The organism is Larkinella fluvii (genome assembly GCF_051857545.1).
Lineage (GTDB): Bacteria > Bacteroidota > Bacteroidia > Cytophagales > Spirosomataceae > Larkinella.
The window spans coordinates 197,818-215,189 of sequence record NZ_JBPZHB010000004.1 but is presented as its reverse complement, the minus strand read 5'-3'; the positions used below and the strand labels follow the sequence as shown (position 1 = coordinate 215,189).

General features: G+C 50.2%; 19 protein-coding genes. 10 read left to right on the top strand and 9 right to left on the bottom strand.

The genetic code is table 11. From position 1 onward, the window contains the following. Positions 1 to 6: 6 nt before the first annotated feature. Positions 7 to 2,580 (top strand): penicillin-binding protein 1A, encoded by a 2,574-nt coding sequence (locus tag ACS5NO_RS11300; RefSeq protein WP_439415249.1) that lies wholly within the window; start codon positions 7 to 9, stop codon positions 2,578 to 2,580. 103 nt (positions 2,581 to 2,683) lie between these two features. Next, the gene (locus ACS5NO_RS11295) at positions 2,684 to 2,953 is read left to right on the top strand and encodes a hypothetical protein (RefSeq protein ID WP_439415248.1); all 270 of its coding nucleotides are present in this window, start codon (positions 2,684 to 2,686) and stop codon (positions 2,951 to 2,953) included. Between the two features lie 86 nt (positions 2,954 to 3,039). Here ACS5NO_RS11295 and ACS5NO_RS11290 read toward each other — a convergent pair whose 3' ends face one another. From ACS5NO_RS11290 to ACS5NO_RS11280, 3 genes are all read right to left on the bottom strand, one after another. Next, complete coding sequence (locus ACS5NO_RS11290; protein ID WP_439415247.1) at positions 3,040 to 4,800, bottom strand: ABC transporter ATP-binding protein; 1,761 nt, start codon at positions 4,798 to 4,800, stop codon at positions 3,040 to 3,042. A gap of 120 nt (positions 4,801 to 4,920) precedes the next feature. Beyond that, a complete protein-coding gene (locus ACS5NO_RS11285) occupies positions 4,921 to 5,838 on the bottom strand; it encodes a DMT family transporter (RefSeq protein ID WP_439415246.1) in 918 nt (305 codons plus the stop codon). Between the two features lie 299 nt (positions 5,839 to 6,137). Next, entirely contained in the window at positions 6,138 to 6,803 is a 666-nt protein-coding gene (locus tag ACS5NO_RS11280; protein ID WP_439415245.1) for a fasciclin domain-containing protein, read from the bottom strand. A 224-nt stretch (positions 6,804 to 7,027) separates the two neighbouring features. Between ACS5NO_RS11280 and ACS5NO_RS11275 the strand changes: the two genes are divergently transcribed. Continuing rightward, positions 7,028 to 7,498 carry an FKBP-type peptidyl-prolyl cis-trans isomerase gene (locus ACS5NO_RS11275; RefSeq protein ID WP_114404928.1) on the top strand — a complete coding sequence of 157 codons (471 nt, stop codon included), beginning with the start codon at positions 7,028 to 7,030 and terminating at the stop codon, positions 7,496 to 7,498. 108 nt (positions 7,499 to 7,606) lie between these two features. Next, complete coding sequence (locus tag ACS5NO_RS11270; RefSeq protein WP_114404744.1) at positions 7,607 to 8,197, top strand: hypothetical protein; 591 nt, start codon at positions 7,607 to 7,609, stop codon at positions 8,195 to 8,197. Positions 8,198 to 8,301: 104 nt separating this feature from the next. Here ACS5NO_RS11270 and ACS5NO_RS11265 read toward each other — a convergent pair whose 3' ends face one another. Both ACS5NO_RS11265 and ACS5NO_RS11260 read right to left on the bottom strand, forming a co-directional pair. Beyond that, the gene (locus tag ACS5NO_RS11265) at positions 8,302 to 9,045 is read right to left on the bottom strand and encodes an EcsC family protein (RefSeq protein WP_439415244.1); all 744 of its coding nucleotides are present in this window, start codon (positions 9,043 to 9,045) and stop codon (positions 8,302 to 8,304) included. A gap of 21 nt (positions 9,046 to 9,066) precedes the next feature. Continuing rightward, positions 9,067 to 10,473, bottom strand: coding sequence for a hypothetical protein (locus ACS5NO_RS11260; RefSeq protein WP_439415243.1), 1,407 nt, complete (start codon positions 10,471 to 10,473; stop codon positions 9,067 to 9,069). Between the two features lie 129 nt (positions 10,474 to 10,602). Between ACS5NO_RS11260 and ACS5NO_RS11255 the strand changes: the two genes are divergently transcribed. After that, on the top strand, positions 10,603 to 11,283 hold the full coding sequence (locus ACS5NO_RS11255; protein WP_439415242.1) for a murein L,D-transpeptidase catalytic domain family protein: 681 nt from the start codon (positions 10,603 to 10,605) through the stop codon (positions 11,281 to 11,283). Here the strand turns inward: ACS5NO_RS11255 and ACS5NO_RS11250 are convergent, their stop codons facing one another. Further along, positions 11,284 to 12,489: a L,D-transpeptidase family protein gene (locus ACS5NO_RS11250; RefSeq protein WP_439415241.1), complete on the bottom strand. Its 1,206-nt coding sequence runs from the start codon at positions 12,487 to 12,489 to the stop codon at positions 11,284 to 11,286. A gap of 147 nt (positions 12,490 to 12,636) precedes the next feature. Further along, positions 12,637 to 13,599: an MBL fold metallo-hydrolase gene (locus ACS5NO_RS11245; RefSeq protein ID WP_439415240.1), complete on the bottom strand. Its 963-nt coding sequence runs from the start codon at positions 13,597 to 13,599 to the stop codon at positions 12,637 to 12,639. A 170-nt stretch (positions 13,600 to 13,769) separates the two neighbouring features. Between ACS5NO_RS11245 and ACS5NO_RS11240 the strand changes: the two genes are divergently transcribed. Both ACS5NO_RS11240 and ACS5NO_RS11235 read left to right on the top strand, forming a co-directional pair. Continuing rightward, the gene (locus ACS5NO_RS11240) at positions 13,770 to 14,147 is read left to right on the top strand and encodes a hypothetical protein (RefSeq protein WP_439415239.1); all 378 of its coding nucleotides are present in this window, start codon (positions 13,770 to 13,772) and stop codon (positions 14,145 to 14,147) included. Positions 14,148 to 14,346: 199 nt separating this feature from the next. Then, positions 14,347 to 14,646, top strand: coding sequence for a hypothetical protein (locus tag ACS5NO_RS11235; RefSeq protein ID WP_114404737.1), 300 nt, complete (start codon positions 14,347 to 14,349; stop codon positions 14,644 to 14,646). On the opposite strand, the gene ACS5NO_RS11230 is transcribed toward ACS5NO_RS11235, so the two are convergent. Further along, positions 14,643 to 15,395, bottom strand: a complete 753-nt coding sequence (locus tag ACS5NO_RS11230) for a DeoR/GlpR family DNA-binding transcription regulator (RefSeq protein WP_439415238.1) — start codon at positions 15,393 to 15,395, stop codon at positions 14,643 to 14,645. The two genes, ACS5NO_RS11235 and ACS5NO_RS11230, sit on opposite strands and share 4 nt — an antisense overlap. A 58-nt stretch (positions 15,396 to 15,453) precedes the next feature. Here ACS5NO_RS11230 and nudK point away from each other — a divergent pair, with 58 nt between their 5' ends. Continuing rightward, entirely contained in the window at positions 15,454 to 16,035 is a 582-nt protein-coding gene (nudK, locus tag ACS5NO_RS11225; protein ID WP_439415237.1) for a GDP-mannose pyrophosphatase NudK, read from the top strand. Between the two features lie 90 nt (positions 16,036 to 16,125). Here nudK and ACS5NO_RS11220 read toward each other — a convergent pair whose 3' ends face one another. Beyond that, complete coding sequence (locus tag ACS5NO_RS11220; RefSeq protein WP_439415236.1) at positions 16,126 to 16,326, bottom strand: hypothetical protein; 201 nt, start codon at positions 16,324 to 16,326, stop codon at positions 16,126 to 16,128. A gap of 255 nt (positions 16,327 to 16,581) precedes the next feature. Between ACS5NO_RS11220 and ACS5NO_RS11215 the strand changes: the two genes are divergently transcribed. Continuing rightward, positions 16,582 to 16,845 carry a hypothetical protein gene (locus ACS5NO_RS11215; RefSeq protein WP_138990463.1) on the top strand — a complete coding sequence of 88 codons (264 nt, stop codon included), beginning with the start codon at positions 16,582 to 16,584 and terminating at the stop codon, positions 16,843 to 16,845. A 186-nt stretch (positions 16,846 to 17,031) separates the two neighbouring features. Beyond that, positions 17,032 to 17,223 carry a cold-shock protein gene (locus tag ACS5NO_RS11210; RefSeq protein WP_114404734.1) on the top strand — a complete coding sequence of 64 codons (192 nt, stop codon included), beginning with the start codon at positions 17,032 to 17,034 and terminating at the stop codon, positions 17,221 to 17,223. Positions 17,224 to 17,372 lie beyond the last annotated feature (149 nt).

Below are 17,372 nucleotides of genomic sequence, written 5' to 3'. Positions count from 1 at the left end.
CCAGGCATGAGTAAATTCTGGGGGCAGCTTCGTACCCTTTGGCAAGGCATCACCGGCTTTTTCGGTCTCATAAGCAACGGCTTTAGACGACTGGTTTACCGCATGATGTCGGGTCTTCTCGGAAAAGAGCGTGTCGATTCAGCAGTCGGTTACTACCGGGGCGTTCGACAACGCTACCGAAATTGGATCAACGCCCGCTTCGACACCCGATCACTCGCTTTCCGCATCTTTTACCAGACCACCAAAACGCTTATTTTCGGCTTTGTGCTGGTTCTGTTGTACATCCTTTCCATTGAATCCAATTTCCTCTATCTCAGCGGTGAAATGCCAAGCGTCGAGGATTTGAAGAACCCCAAGGTTTCTCAGTCTTCCGAAATTTATTCCTACGACAAAGTCATGATCGGCCGGTTTTTTACCGAAAACCGCACCCCCATCAAATACGAAGATTTATCGCCCTCCCTAATTCACGCCCTGATTGCCACTGAAGACGTGCGGTTTTATGAGCATTCGGGCATCGATACCCGAAGCCTGGGCCGGGCCGTCTATGGCGTCTTAACCGGTAACAACTCCGGCGGAGGCAGCACGATAACGCAGCAGCTTGCCAAAAACCTGTTCAAAACCCGTCGGCGGCAGTCGCGGGGATTGCTGTACAATGTTCCGCTGGTGAAAACGATCATTCTGAAAACCAAAGAATGGCTGATGGCCATCAAACTGGAGCGGAATTTTTCGAAGGAGCAGATCCTGACCATGTATTTCAATACTGTCGATTTTGGCAGCAATGCCTACGGGATCAAGACGGCGGCCCGGACGTATTTCAGCAAATCGCCGGAGACACTGAACGTGCAGGAATCCGCCGTTCTCGTAGGCTTGCAGAAAGCGACGACGACGTATAACCCCCTGATCAAACGAAACTTCGAGAAGTCGCGCAACCGCCGGAATGTGGTGATCCGGCAAATGGAAAAATACAAGTACCTTACCAAAGCACAAGCCGATTCACTGTGTGAATTACCCCTCGTAACGCGCTACAGCCCCGACAATCCGTATTCCGGTCCGGCCAATTATTTCAAAAATGCGGTGGTCGAGGTCGTCAAAAAGTGGGGTGAAGAAAACGGTTATGACCTGTATACCGACGGTTTACGCATCTATACCACCGTCGACTCCCGGATGCAGGCCCTGGCCGAAGAAGCCGTTGCGGAGAAAATGAAGCTGTTGCAGCGGACGTTCGACAACCACTGGTCGGGCCGAAACCCCTGGACGGACGAAGATGGCAAGGAAATTCCGGATTTTCTGGACAAAGTCGCCCAGCGGACGGAAAGGTATAAGGCGCTCCAACTGAAATTTCCGAATCAGCCGGATTCCATCCAGTATTACATGAAGGAGAAAAAAGACAGCATGACGGTTTTCTCCTGGAACGGCCCGAAGAAGAAGTACATGTCGCCCATGGATTCAATCGCCTACTACAAGCGGTTTTTGCAGGCCGGTCTGGTGGCGATGGACCCGCATACCGGTTTTATCCGGACGTGGGTTGGTGGCCTCGACTATAACTTTTTCCAGTTCGATCACGTCAAACAGGGAAAACGGCAACCGGGTTCGACCTTCAAACCGTTCGTTTATGCTACGGTGATCGACGATTCAACGATCAATTTAGGCCCCTGCGACCGTCGGCGCGATGAACCGTTCCGGAAGGAGTACATCAACGAAAAAGGCGAGGAAGATTTCTGGGCACCCAAAAATTCGGCCGGATCATTCTCCTATTCCAATATGACCCTGCGCCGGGCCATGGCCCGCTCCATCAATTCGGTGACGGCCCAGTTGACCAATGACGTCGCAACGCCCCAGCGGGTTGTGGAATACGCCCACCGGCTCGGTATTAAAAGCCGGTTGGCGGCTGTTCCGTCCGTCGGCTTGGGTTCTTCGGACGTGTCGCTGTATGAAATGGTAGCAGCTTACTGCACCTTTGCAAACAACGGCGTACATACCGAACCGTTGCTGGTGACAAGAATCGAAGACCGCAACGGCAAGGTCATTGAAGAATTTGTACCCGAGAAAAAACAGGCCATTCGGGAAGAGTCGGCTTTTCTGATGCTCCACATGCTGAAAGGTGGTTTGGAAGAGTCGGGCGGCACATCGCAAAATTTGTGGTCGTACGATTTGTTCAAAAACCGGAACCAGGTGGGCGGAAAAACCGGAACCACCTCCAACAACTCCGACGGCTGGTTCATGGGAGTCACCCGTGATCTGGTAGTGGGGGCCTGGGTGGGTGGCGATGATCGCAGCATTCACTTCCGGTCGACTGATATGGGTGAAGGTGCCAAAACCGCCTTGCCGCTGGTGGGACGGTTTTTGGAGAAAGTATATCAGGACAAGGCGCTGAAGCTTTATCAGGGTCCTTTTGATAAACCGACGGTTAAAATAACGAAGGATTATCTGAATTGTCCCGGTGGAAACGATGATGACGAAGAGGATGAATCGGACTCAACGGATGTTGACATTCCAGCCGATTCGCTGTTCATTGAACCGTCTGCTCCGGAGCAGGTCGATCCGCCCGATACCACCCAACGCGCCCAGCCTTTCCGCTAAAATTTCAGGTCAGCTCCTTCCGGGTTGACCTTTTTTGTAGTCCAGTTCTGAAAACAACCCGGCCAAAGCGGTGGTTATAGGGGGATACCATCAACTCAAGACTATGACACCCTCACAAAATCCGAACCTTCATCCGGTCAGGGAATCGACTCCTTTAAAGGATATTCCGTCGGATATGGACAACGATCCGAACGCCGATGAAGAAGTAATCGATCAAACCGGGCCAACGCCCAGCAAGGAAGAAACGGAATTGCAACCCAGCCCGAAACCAACCGGGCGCATCCCGTCGGGCATGGACAAAGATCCGTCCAACGATGAAAATCTAAACGAAAAAATCGCCTACGCCCTGGCGGGCGCGGAACCCAAAAAATAGTTAAGAATTAAAAGTTAAGAGTTAAAAAGTGTGTGCCAGCCTATTTTAAACTTTTAACTCTTAACTTTTAACGTATCAGTTCTTAACTAAACCATCTCCTTATACTGCATCCGGTACAGGTTCGCGTAGGTGCCTTCCTGCTGCAACAATTCTTCGTGGGTTCCCTGTTCTACGATGTTGCCTTTGTCGACAACAATAATTTTGTTGGCTTCGCGGATGGTGGAAAGCCGGTGGGCAATTACGATGGCCGTGCGCCCTTTCATCAATTTTCCAATGGCATCCTGAATCAGCCCTTCCGTTTCGGTATCGACCGACGACGTGGCCTCGTCCAACACCATAATGCGGGGATCGTGAACCATGGCCCGAACAAACGAGATCAACTGCCGCTGTCCCACCGAAAGCGTCGAACCGCGCTCCATCACGTTGTACTCATAACCGCCCGGCAATCGCTCGATGAATTCATGCACGCCCACCAGTTTGGCCGCTTCGACAATGCGCTCCCGGCTGATGGTTTTATTACCAAGGGTGATGTTGTTTTCAATGGTATCCGAAAACAGAAAGACATCCTGCAAAACAACGCCAATGCTCTGGCGCAACGCTTCCAGTTTATACTCGTGTACCTCGACGCCGTCGATTTTGATCTCACCCCGATTGATGTCGTAAAACCGGCTTAATAAATTGATAATGGACGACTTCCCGGCTCCCGTGGCACCGACAAAGGCGACGGTTTCGCCTTCTTTCACGGTAAAGTTGATGTCTTTCAGAACGTAATTGTCGTCGTTGTAGGCAAACCAGACGTTTTTAAACTCCACCTCACCCCGCCAGGTTGCGGGCGCATACGTGCCGGTGTTGGGCGTAAAATCGTCGCTGTCCAGCAGTTTCAGAATCCGGTCGGTGCTCACGATTCCCATTTGTAAGGTGTTGAATCGGTCGGCGAGCATCCGGATGGGGCGGAAAAACAGGTTGATGAACATGATGAAAGCCGTCACCGTTCCGTAGGTAACTTCCTGGTTCAGAATCGCTTTGGCACCGTACCAGACCACGAGACCCGTGGCGGCTGCCGACAGAATATCGGCCACCGGATAATAGACGGAATAGTACCAGATCGATCGGATGTTGGCTTTGCGGTGTTCGTCGTTGATCTGTCTGAACTTCTCCTCTTCAATTTTTTCGCTGCCAAAAATCTGCACGATGTTCATGCCGGTAATGTGTTCCTGAACAAACGAACTGAGGTTGGCTACGGCGGTCCGCACTTCGTTGAACGATACTTTGATCTTTTCCTTGAAGACGTATGTACTTAGTAACATCAGCGGAATCATCGACAAACTGATGGCCGAAAGCCGCCAGTCGGTGTAAAACATGACAGCGATGATCAGCACCAGTTGCAAAATATCGCCTACGATGGCGGCCATGCCTTCGCTGAAGACGTCAGAAAGCGTTTCAACGTCCGAAATGGTGCGGGTCACGAGACGGCCGATGGGTGTGTTATCGAAAAATTTCAGCCGGAGTTTCAGGACTTTCTGGTAGAGCTGAACCCGGATATCCCGAATCACATTTTGCCCCAGCCAGCCGGAGAGATAGGTATTGAAAAACTGAATAATGCCCTGCAAAACCAGAATTGCGATCATCAAAATCAGCATTTTGGTCAGGCCCGGATAATCGCCGGTGGCAATTTTGGAGTCGATGGTGTAGCGAATCAGCAACGGACCAACGGGAGCCAGCACCGCACTCAACAGAATAATCAGAATAAGCCCGTAAAAATGGAGCTGGTACGGTTTTACAAAGGCATAAAGCCGTCGCAGGGTAATCCAGTCAAAAATCTGACCACTCTTGGTTTCGGTATTCACAAAGAAAACAGTTGGAAGGTTTTTCGGAGTAACAGAAATATTGGGTGAAGAGTTTGCAGTGCAGAGTTAAGAATTAAGGGTGAAGACAATACGCGGCAGCCAACTCTTCACTCTTCACTCTTAATTCTTAACTCCTATCGCCAGTTGAGCCAGTTCCTGCCAGGAAATCAAACCGATGGCGACAATGGCGAGAGCCAGCCCGATTCGGTTGATGACCAGCAGTTTTTCTTTGAAAAAGAGCAGGGCCGACAAAGCCGCCACCAGAATAACGCCGATGTTGTAGAGCGGATAAACGAAAGCGCCATTGCCGCCATATTCGGAAAGTGCCAGCAACAGGGTGTAAAAACTCAGGAAATTCGGAATGCCCAGGGTGATGGCTCCCACGACGGTCTGGCGTTCAATCTTTTCTTTGTCGAGAATTAGCCGGCTCGATAGCAAAACCATACCGGCGGCAATGGCACCCAGTACCATCGTCAACGTCACCTGCAATGTTTGATCAGTCGATGGAATATACCGGATGTTCATGTAATTGATCATTGTATTGGTGACTCCGTAGAGCACAAAAACCGCCACCGGCAAGAGTGTATTCCAGCCCAGGGCTTTCACGGTTTGGCCTTCCTGCTTCTTGTATGTACTCAATCCGACGGCCACCACCGCCAGAATCAAACCCAGGTAATTCAATGCATCGAAGGTTTTTCCACCGGTTTGAAAGACGAAGAGACTGAAACAGACCGGAATCACCAGCGACATGTTATTCGCCAGCGACGTGGCTGTAATGCCCATTCGCTGCGTTGACAGGCCCGACAGAATGAACGTGATGATAAATGCAACGCCCAGACCCAGGGCAAGCCACGTCCAGGTTTGGGAAAAATCGATGGAAAAAGGCTGATTGCGGGGCAGCAGCAGAAAACCGGTCAGGAAACAAACCGGATAGTTGAAGACAATTGCCTGAAAAGTATTGACCCGGTAGCGGGGAAACATCCGGAAATTGAGCAGCAGAACAACCGAAAGCAAAATGCTTAGGAACAGAAAAAGCATGGCAAAAGCAGAAGGAGAAGTTTTCTTTTGCCGGAAAGGTAGTAATAAATGTAAAATGAAGAATGTAAAATGCTAAATGTAAAAGTGAGTCGCTGCGGGCGAAAACTTTTACATTTAGCATTTTACATTCTTCATTTTACATTAAAAATTCTAGGACTTTCGCCTTTCGCCCCTAAATCCCCTAAAGGGGACTTTACGCATCCGGATTAATCCACGTCCAAGTCCCCTTTAGGGGATTTAGGGGCAAAAGGCGAGTACATCATAATTATCAAACGTAAGTCCTAAATTTTAAGCTTCCTCTATTTCCCTTTTTCAGCGGGCATCAGAACCGCATCCACCGAGTGAATAACCCCGTTCGTGGCTTCCAGATCCGCGCGGTTGATGGTGGCGGCATTGCCTTGTCCATCCGTGATGGTGATGGCATCACCCTGCTTGCCAACGGTCAGTGTTCCGCCCGTAACTGTTTTCAGTTTCTGTCCGTCCTGCAACTGATCAGAGGTGTAATTTCCTTTGACGACGTGATACGACAACAGCTTCACCAGCTTTGATTTGGAGGCTGGCTGCAACAACCCGTCGAGTGTTCCGGCGGGGAGCTTATCAAACGCTTCGTTGGTAGGGGCAAAAACCGTGTAAGGTCCTTTTCCCGCTGCCTGTTCCGACAATCCGGAAACCCGCATCGCCCGGAATAAAACCGTATGATCAGCGGATTTGGCCGCGCTGATGGCCAGATCGCGGCCGGTTGAGCCGCCGGGAGCCATGCCACCCCGCGATTCACGTCCTGCTCCCATCGGCCCGTAGGCGTTGGCACTACTTTGGGTCGAAACCGATGTGCTGCTTCCCAACGGGTTCGATTGCGATGCGGGGCGCGAAGTAGTGTCCTGAACCGTTTGAGCAACCACGGTTTTGTTGGCACCAACCAGCAGGCCTAGTGCCACTGCCACTGCGAAAACTGCTTTTTTCTGCATGATGAAAATTAGTTTGTTAAACAAAACGTCGAGAATTTACTATCCCTTTTTAACACATTCAGCCTTCCTTTTGTTGTCTAAATGTAGTTGGGTTAACGGGGCATGACCGGTGAATATTTCATTTTGGGTCATCTTACGACCGTAATCTTAGCGTAGAATCGGGCAATTAGTTGCATCCTTTCTCAAACTATATCACCTTTGTTTTTCTATTCAATATTTTAAACATGCAAATTTCCAAACACAAAGTTGCCGGCATACACTACACGTTGCGCGACAACGACGGCAATATTCTCGACTCCAGCGAAGGACGGGATCCATTATATTATCTCCACGGCGAGGGAAACCTCATTCCGGGTATGGAAAACGGACTGGCCGGAAAATCCGTCGGCGACAAATTTCAGATCAAGGTGCCTGCCGAAGACGGCTACGGTGTTCCGGATCCGCAAATGATTCAGGCGGTTCCCATCAGCGCTTTTGGCGGTCAGCCGGTGCAGATCGGAATGCAGTTTCAGACCAATCAGGGCCAGGTAGTAACGGTTACGGAAGTGAACGACGATCAGGTGATGATCGATGCCAACCATCCTTTAGCTGGTCAGGAGCTGAACTTCGATGTCGAAATCATCGACGTTCGGGATGCTACGGCAGAAGAGGTGACGCACAAACACGTACACGGACCGGGCGGGCATCATCATTGATCCTATCCTGTGTAAATAGTCTGTCGATCACCGGTATTTTTTCATAAATTTGGATAAATGCCGGTGATCGATCGATTTAAGGCTGACAAACCCTCTCTTTTGAATCCCATGAAAAAATTTACCTTCTTTCTACTTTCGGGCTTTTGTGCTTTCAATGCCCTGGCCCAAACGACCGCCCCGACGCCCGACCTGCAAATCAAAACCGCCGTCCTGGCCGCTCCCTCCGACAAACGCGATGGCGCAACGGTATTGGGTTATTCTGGTAAAAATGAAATGATTGTGCTGCGAAAAGGAACGAACGATTATGTCTGTCTGGCGGATGATCCGACGCAGAAAGGGCTCAACGTTTCCTGCTACCACCAGGGTCTGGAACCCTTCATGGCCCGCGGTCGGGAATTGAAAAAAGAAGGAAAATCTCCGGCTGAAATCATGAAAATCCGGGAAGAAGAAGAAAAAGCCGGCAAGTGGAAAATGCCCAAGCAGCCATCTTCCCTCTTCGTTTATTCGGCCCCCGATTCCAGCTACAATGCGGCAACGGGCGAAGTAAAAAATGGCTACCTCCGGTCGGTCGTCTATATCCCCTACGCCACCTCCGAAAGCACCGGCCTGCCCCTGAAAGCCGAAGCACCCGGCATGCCCTGGATCATGGACCCCGGCACCCACCGGGCGCATATCATGATCAATCCGGCAAGGAAATAAAATAAGTTTACGGTTTTCGGTTTACGGTGGCTGACGCATGCTGGCTCAATGAGTTGAACGTGTCAGCCAGCATGCGTCAGCCACCGTAAACTGAAAACCGTAAACTACATACCACTCTCCAACTCCCTCCTTTCTGCCCACCGCATCCGGTAGGCGTTCATGGCGGTTTTGCCAAGGGAGTCGAGCAGACGGTAGTTGGCAACCAGACCGACAGCGGCTCCGATACCGGGAACCAACTGGGCCATTTTGACCAGGTCGATATAATCCCGGTATTCCTGCTGAAAGGTGCGCCAGTCGAACTGGTTGATGTCGTCGGGAAGTTGCTGGCTTTTGGCCTGCCAGTTGAGCATCTGCTGATAAACGAACTGCCGACGCTCCTGGCTCGAAAACGCCAGTTGAAAGATGTGCATGATATAAAGCCGCTCTTTGTATTCGTTGACCGGATACCCGTAAATGGCCGCAATTTCGAACAACAGCTTCATTTTCAGGGCCAGTAACAACGGAAAATCGGCAAGCCCCAACAGAATGCCGCCCGCGCCGGTGACACCCCCCTCTGCTGCTCCGGCGGTTTTGTAGAACGCAATGCGATCCCGAACCCGCTCCTCCCGTTCTTCCAGCGACAGCGGTTCCAGCACCGGCTGCCGGGTCAGAAACTCCGCGCCAAACAACACCGCCCGCGTCATTTGCTTAATGGTCGCCGTAATAGCCTGGTGCACTTTCTCAGGGATGAACTTGTTCATCCGCGTCTGCAGGTTCTTCGAAAGCCGGTTGACGGCCGACGGTCTGCGCATCATTTTCTGTCGCCAGACGTGTAATTCACGCACCACGGCGTCTTCGTAAGGGGACATAGTTGTTCGTTGGTTTCAGGTTTATCGCGGTTGCCGGCGGTTCGTTTGCCGGACACCGGTTCCCATTTTTGCGTTGTTCGACACCCGGTTGTACCCTTCAAAGGTTGCGTTATCGACTGTGGTATTATACGAATCCAGACTCAATTGGATGGCGGTTTTGGTACTGTCGGTCGTACTGAACCGACTACCGGCTGTAATCCGGCTTTGTTTGATTCGGGCACCCACAATGCCGCCGTTGATAAACTGGCTATTTTTAACCAGCAACTCGGTCAACTGCCCGTTGTAATACCGGATATTGCTGCCCCGAAAGGTAGCACCATCGACCGTAATCCGGCGCGAACCGGAATTTTCGTAACTGATGTATGCGTCTTTGTCAAAATCGCAACCCGGCCCGATAATCGTCTCCTCGTTGGTGGAAGTGCCTCCGCCGTAGTTGGAAAATGAATTTCGGGCGACGGTATTCAGGGTGCGTACTTTGGTCAGGGTAACCGGGCCGCTGAATGTCAAAACGCCGTCGGTGTCGGTCGCTTCCAGCCCTTTGCCACAATTCCGGGCCGTAAAATTGGTGATCACAATGCGGTATTGGTAATGTAACCCTTTTACGGCATTCACGCAATTTTCGGCCTCTCCGTTTTGAATGGTGGCTTTTACGCGCTCCGAAACGCCAAACCCAACCCGGTAGCCGATCGCTTTGCAATTGCTCCACGTCACGCGGTGGTCCGAATCCGTTTGCTCGCCCTCCGACCAGAAACCGGCATAGGGGCTGATTCCTTTGGTATTTCGGGCGACACAACGCACAAACACAGTGCCGGGCGCATTGTCACTATCAAAGGCATCGCCCACGCAGTCGGTAGCGGTGCAGAATTCAAAACGCGTATTGCGGGCGTATCCACCGGCAATAAAAGGGGATTTTCCGCCGACTTCGTGATACCGTTTCTGACCACTGGCCCGGCAATTTCGAAAAACATTGCGATCCGAAACCGCAGTTGCGTTTCCGGCATTGAACAGTTGATTTTCAACGACAAACGTGCTGGCATCGGCATTCTGAATGGAAACCCGGTCGGCCCCGCTGGCCGTACAGCCGCCGAAGTATATACCGCCCTCAATCGGACTTTTGTCGCAGTCGATGGAGAGATCCCGAATAAAAACCCGCTGCTTCCGGTTGGCCCAGAACGCATAACCGCGCTGGGAATTCCGGATGAGAAAGGTCCGGCCCAGACCGGCTCCCTGAATGCTGATTCCCGATCCGGTGATTTCGACCGGCCCCTGCACATATTGCCCGGCGGGGTAAGTCAACGTGCCTCCACCCAGCCTTTTCAAATCGGCGATTGCCCGGACTGCCGCCGATGTATAATCAGTTTCGCCGTTTTTTTTGTACTTTACAATGGAAACAACCGGCAGTGCCAAAGTCGCTGAACCCCAGAGCATAAGGACTAAGATGAAAATACAATTCTGAAGCTTGAGGCAGAAATTCATGAAACTATCGAATTATTATGACCTTGTTGGCGTTAATTCTCTACATCCCTTTTTACATATTAACCAGTTAACCAACGTTTTATGAAAAAAGCGCTGCTGATTCTCCTTGCCATTCTCCCGCTTAGCCTTGCCAGTGTTGGCACCACGGTTAGAGCCAACGCCCACACCGTGGTTGACAAAACCACCCTTTGGGCGGGGGTTTACGACGGGTTGAACCTGGAACGCATGGGGCTTCAAAAAGAGGTATTTGACTACGCCCTGCGTGGGTTACAGAAAACCAAGTTTGCAAAATCCATTCTGAGTATCGTTGACCTGAGCCAGCCGTCGAACAAGAAGCGGCTGTATGTCATCGATCTCGATCAACAGAAATTGCTGTTTCAGACCTACGTCGCCCACGGCCGGAATTCGGGCGAACTGATGGCGGCTTCGTTTTCAAACACTTTTTCTTCTTTCCAGTCTAGCCTGGGATTCTACCAAACCCTTAATACCTACCAAGGCAAACACGGTTTGTCGCTTCAACTGAAAGGATTGGAACAGGGTTTTAACGATAACGCCTTTAGCCGTGCCATCGTGATGCACGGAGCGGATTATGTTTGCGAAGATTTTATTCGCAAAACCGGTCGGCTGGGCCGTAGCCAGGGTTGCCCGGCCATCGCCAACGCGGTCAGCAAAGACATCATTCAGGCCATCAAAGGCGGTTCCTGCCTGTTTGTCTATTCACCAAGCCCGGATTATCTGCAAAAATCAACGTTTCTGCTGTAATTACATCGGTCGACCGTCCAGGTCATAGACATCTTTGTAATAACGCAACTGCCCTTTTTCATCGACATCGACCCGGTTGTAGACCACAAAAACCGGGAACGGTTTGGGCAGCGTCAACGTTTGCGGTTTTTGATCGACCATGCAGCGGTTCATGAATCCCTCGTCCAGCACCGGCGTTCCCATCAGGTAGTTAGCTAGTTCAACCGGTTTCTGCACCCGCATGCAGCCGTGGCTCCGCCAGCGGTCGCTGGTTTGGTCAAACAGGTCACGGGCATTCGTATCGTGGAGGTAAATAGCCCCCGGCCCGGTCAGGTTGAACTTGATCAAACCCAGGGAGTTGTTACACCCGGAAGCCTGCCGAAACCGATACGGAAAATTTTCGGCGGACATTTCTTCCCAGGCAATTTCGGACGGATCGACCACCTGCTCTTTTTCATTCAACACCTCCATATTCTGGTTCTCCAGATAGTCTGCGCTTTGCTGCACCTTCGGCAGAATTTCCTTCAGCCCAATGCCACGCGGCACATTCCAGTAGGGATAAGTAATGATATCAGTAAGATAGGTTGTAAAAAATGGCGTTTTGGTGTCTTTTTTCCCCGCAATCACGTCCATCGGCAGCAGGCATTTACCACTCCGGTCGTAGATGTTCAATTGGGCCGCCGGCACATTAACGACCAAAAACCGGTCAAAATCAAAGCGATTCAGATAGCGATAAAAATTCAATGTTTGCCGGATGTATTTCCCGGTATCGGAGGGCGCGTTTTTCCTTAATTTGACGTAGGCACTGACCAGCGTGGTATAATGTCCGAAAACCGGTGTTTTCCGCAGCGAATCCAACGCCGACTTCCCTTCGTCTTTTTTCAGCATGGCAATCGCCCAGACGGTGTCGATTTTTTCCGGGATCTTGTTATACGTAATCCGGGACGGTTTTAATCCGTAGCGTAGTTCCAGCAGCAAACCGGTGAACTTCTCACCAAACTCCTTTTTGGTGTCGGATTCCAGGAATGAATACCGGTTGGTATCTATCCCGACCGAATCTGCAGCCCGGCACAACTGCCGCATAACCACTTCGGCCTGAGAGCGGTCCCAGCCTTCAGCGGGAACATCATTTTTATTGAATAAGCCAAAATGCCTGAGTGAAAACCAAGCTACTAAAACGACAATAACGGTACTTCCTACTAAAATGATGATATTCCGGCGTTCCATACGTGAGTTCGATTTAACTTACTTCTAAAACGCTATTCCAGGCTGCGGTGTTTAAATGATTTGCATGAAAAAGCCCCGAACGTACCGGATTTACCAGTAACAATCGGGGCTTCCGGTTCATTATACGTTTATGATCAGCGCAGCGCCTTATTTCTTGCGCTTGCTTCCCAAAAGCAGCATCACCGTACCGACGATGACGCCGATACTGAGAATGCGGGTAACATGGTACGAAATCGGGGCCGGCATATCGACAATGCCCTCCTCGTCCGAATGCACGGGTTGCTTCACATACCGACCTCCTTTCGGCACTTCCCGGCTTTCAAAATGGAGAACTAAATCTTCCAGGAGTTGCGGGAGCTGGATGCCCTGAATTGCTTTTCCATGCCCGGTACCAGCCGACGTCGGGTTCAGGGCCGCCAGTTCCTGAATCGAGCGTTTCGCGGCTTCCCAGTCAATCGTGAAATAAGCCGGGGGGCCGTGTAGCTCCTGCTTCTGGGTCATTACCGCAAACGCCGAGTTCTGATCGGTATTGGTAAATGCGTCACCCGCCACCAGACTCCGGTCGCTCTCCCGGAACAGCGAGATATGGCCGGGCGAGTGGCCGGGCGTATGGATGACTCTCCAATCGGGCAATTCCGGAATCAGACCATCCGCCGGAATCGGCCGAATCCGATCACCCAAATTAAAAGGTGCCGTTGGAAACATCCACGACATGTAGGCCATTGCCCCGCCCCCAACCGATGGGTCTGGCGGTGGATAATGCGACTTTCCCTGTAAAAACGGCAATTCCAGGGGATGGGCATAAACCGGCACCGTTCCCCAAGCTTTCAGCAAGGCTTCCAGCGATCCGGCATGGTCAAAATGGCCGTGCGTCAGCACGATGGCCTGGGGCGGGTTGGAATCGCCAAACCATTCCCGGGCTTTTTTCAGAATCAGATCTGCGCCGGATGGTGTTCCGGTGTCAATTAAAACCCACTTCCCACCGGGTTGCGATTCTCCGATAAAATAGATGTTAACAAAGCCATTTTTGATTCCTCTCACGTCTTCGGCGACGTCATACGGGCTCCGTTCTTCACGGGTTGTCAGATTTTCGAGTGTCTGCCTTTCCATACCCCACGTTTGTTTTTGTTTGATTTTTTAACCTGATCCACCCCGGATTGTTGACATAAGTTATTTACCGTTTCACATATTCAATTCAACAGTTCAGATAAAATTTGTTTTCGGATCACAGCCAACGTAGACACCTTTGTCCCGACAAACGACAACAACGACGTACTACTATGAACTTCTTGCCTATCTTTTCCAGCCATTTTTTAACCCGGTTTTGCCTGCAATCCCTGTGTGCCGTGCTTTTGCTGAGCGTCACGGTTTCCTGTAAAAAAGAAACGGAAGTCGAACCGGATTCGGGCCGGGTGATATTCTGGTCGGCCAACAACGCGATCGAAACCATTAAGGTGGATTGCTACGTCGACGGCACCAAAATAGGAACACTAAGCAAAGTAACGACTTCTGCTCCTTCCTGCGACGCGACAGGTTCGCCCGTCACCACCGTCAAAGCGGGTGAGCATGAGCTCGAATTCCGGGCCGCCAACGGCCAGAGTTTCTCCGAAACGTTCACCGTCGAAGCGGGGAAATGTGTTGACTTTGAATTGATGTAAATAAGGTTTACGGTTTTCGGTATACGGTTTTCGGTGACTGACGCACGAACAGGATGAATGCGCCAGCCACCGAAAACCGTAAACCGAAAACCGTAAACCGAAAACCGAAAACCGTAAACCAAAAACCGTAAACTAAGCACCATCGTAATGGTCGGCTTCTAAATTTGTATATCTTTGCGTGCGAAAACCGCTGTTGAGAATGCGAGTTCTGAAAGTGACCAAATACAGCCCGATTTTACATGAATTACGGGCATCGTGGGGCGTGCTCCAGGCTGGTAAATACCTCCTGGCCGAATCCATGCAAAACCGGAGCGAGGAGGACGACTTCTTTGCGTATCAGAATGCCGTTGCCGAAATCGGTCGTATCGAGCGCAAACTCGATATTCTGTACGATGAAATCCAGGCCGTCGAATTGCTGCACCAGGCTGCAATTCTGACCGGGAATTACGAAGATTTATCGAGCCGGAAACGCTCGAACGGCAATACTTCCCTGAATTAATTCAACACCCGAACGCCTTGTTCGCGGTACAATTCCAGAACCTCCGGCCGGGCCTTGGAGTCCGTTACGAGAACCTGAATCAGGCTCAGCGGAGCAAACTGCACGTATTTGTCTTTTTCCAGTTTCGTCGAATCACACAACAGATACACGGTTTCGGCCTGTGCGGCCATCGCCAGCGTCATCCCGCCTTCGGTTTCGCTATGAGCCGATAGTCCGTGCTGCGCCGAAATACCGTCGACACCCAGAAACGCTTTGTGGGCGTGGTAGCGGACCACGTGTTCATGGGCAATCAATCCGTGAACAGCCTGTCGTTTCTGATCGACTTCTCCCCCCACCAGATTCACCCTCACTTCCGACTGCATCAGTTCGTTGACCACCGGCAATGAGTTCGTTATCACCTGAATGCGTTTGTTCCGGATAAACTGGCAAAGCCGGAAAACCGTGCTCCCACAATCCATAAACACCACCTCCCCTTCGTTGATCTCCTGGGCTGCCAGCCGGCAAATGTGATCCTTGTTCTCCGAATTGACAGCGGTTTTGTTCACAAACTGCACCGGATTGACGGCCAGTCCCACTTTCATAGCACCACCATGCGTTCGGTATATCAACCCGTCGGTTGCCAGTGCCGTTAAATCCCGGCGAATGGTAATTTCCGAAGTTTGCAGGAGTTCGGCCAGTTCTTTTACCTCGACAGACCCTTTCTCTTCGACCGTTTGTAAAATAAGCCGTTTTCTGATTGGAAAATTCATCGCTACGTTTTTATTTTGTTCAAAAATAATCAAAAACGATCAATAACAACCAATACGAATGAATAATTCTCGGGTTCAGCTCATCAGGCAGGAAGTATTATCGGACAACTGGTACACCTTGCGGAAAGTAACTTTTAACTACCAGCGCAAAAATGGGGTTTGGGAGACGCAGTCCCGGGAAGCCTATGACCGGGGAAACGGCGCGACGATTCTGTTGCATAATCCGGAAAAAAATACCGTCATTCTGACGCGCCAGTTCCGGATGCCGACCTACGTCAATGGCAATGCAAGCGGTTTACTGATCGAATCCTGCGCCGGTTTGCTGGATAATGACAACCCGGAAGATGCGATTCGCCGGGAGACGGAAGAAGAAACCGGTTTTGTTGTGACCAACATCCGGAAAGTTTTTGAAGCCTACATGAGTCCGGGATCGGTCACGGAGAAGCTGTATTTTTTCACGGCAGATTATTCCGATTCAACCGAAAAGCGAACCGGAGGGGGCATTGAGGAAGAAGAAATCGACGTACTGGAAATGCCCTTATCACAAGCCATGCAGATGATTGCCGAGGGCGAAATTGTCGATGGGAAAACCATTATGCTGCTCCAGCACCTTTGCATTCAACAATTTCAGGCCGCCTGACAAAACCTCCAACCTCCCGCTGCACAGCCTTCCCACCAGAGGTTGGAGTTATCTTTCACAAGTTTACGGGGACAACGGAATCGGCATCAATTAAATAAAGTCACGTCTCGCATTTCGACGGATCACGGGGGGTAAACCGCTCAGGTAAAAATCATCGATCGGTTGGTTCCAGACTTGCTTGAAACGTTCTTCAAGCGCCCGGTAATCGAGCTGTTCAGTCTTGGTAGAGTTCAATTTATACAATTCATCTCCCATGATACAGGAGAGGAAAAAGAAGGGATCGTATTTCATGAGGATAGGATATTTTATAGTCACAAAGGAAGCATAACGGCATTAAAAAAAGATGTAAACCAGATTAAGCCGTCCTTAAAAGTGGCATAGTTTGATCTGTTTATATTAAAACAAGATTAAAAATGCAAAAAACCGGGAATCTTAAATCTCACAATAGTTATACTTAGAACAGGAATACACGGTAAAATAATTCACCAATCAGGAGCCTGTTTCAATCAAATTTTGTTATCTGGATAGAACATTGGTTTGTTTCACATGACAACACTCACAGAACCCTACAGAGACATGCTTCGCTCGCTGATTGCGCTGCGGAAATATGTCAAGATATTCTACACCACCGACCTGAACGAGCTAATTTCGGTGACGTCCATTATGACTGAAATGACTACCAAAGCCGAGGGCGATTCCGTCACGCTGGCGTCCGGTGAATCAATCCCGGTGAATCGACTGGTAAACGTCAACGGGGTGTATGCGCCCGGTCACGAGGATTACGAAAGTTGTCTGGACTGTCGGATTTAACGGCAAAAGGGCGAAGAAGCCAACCTGATCTTCTTTGCTTATTTAGGGGTACTTCGATTCAAAATGTAGGAGAATAGACCGTTCCAGCCTAAATAAGTGGCCTTTGCCCACAAAAAAATGTTATAAAAATTTGGAAAGAAATATAAAAAAATAGTCCTTTATACAAATTCTTTCAATCACAATTCAATGCAAACAGGAGTAGTAAAATTTTTTAATGAAACCAAAGGATACGGTTTCATTAAGCCGGATGCACCAGGCGAGGACATTTTTGTTCACTCGACGGGCCTTGTCGACCAAATCCGCGAAAACGACAAAGTAAAATTTGAAGTTGAACGTGGCAAAAAAGGTCTGAACGCTGTAAACGTAGAACTGGTATAATCGAAAGATAGAGCCGTTTGAGTTTCAAGAAGAAAACATGCCTGGTGGCATGTTTTTTTTTGCCCGCTGAATCAGAACACCTTACCGCTGTCAGCCGGTATTTCTGATTCTTTTTTGTTGACAAACCATCCTTTCGTGCTTTTTTTGCG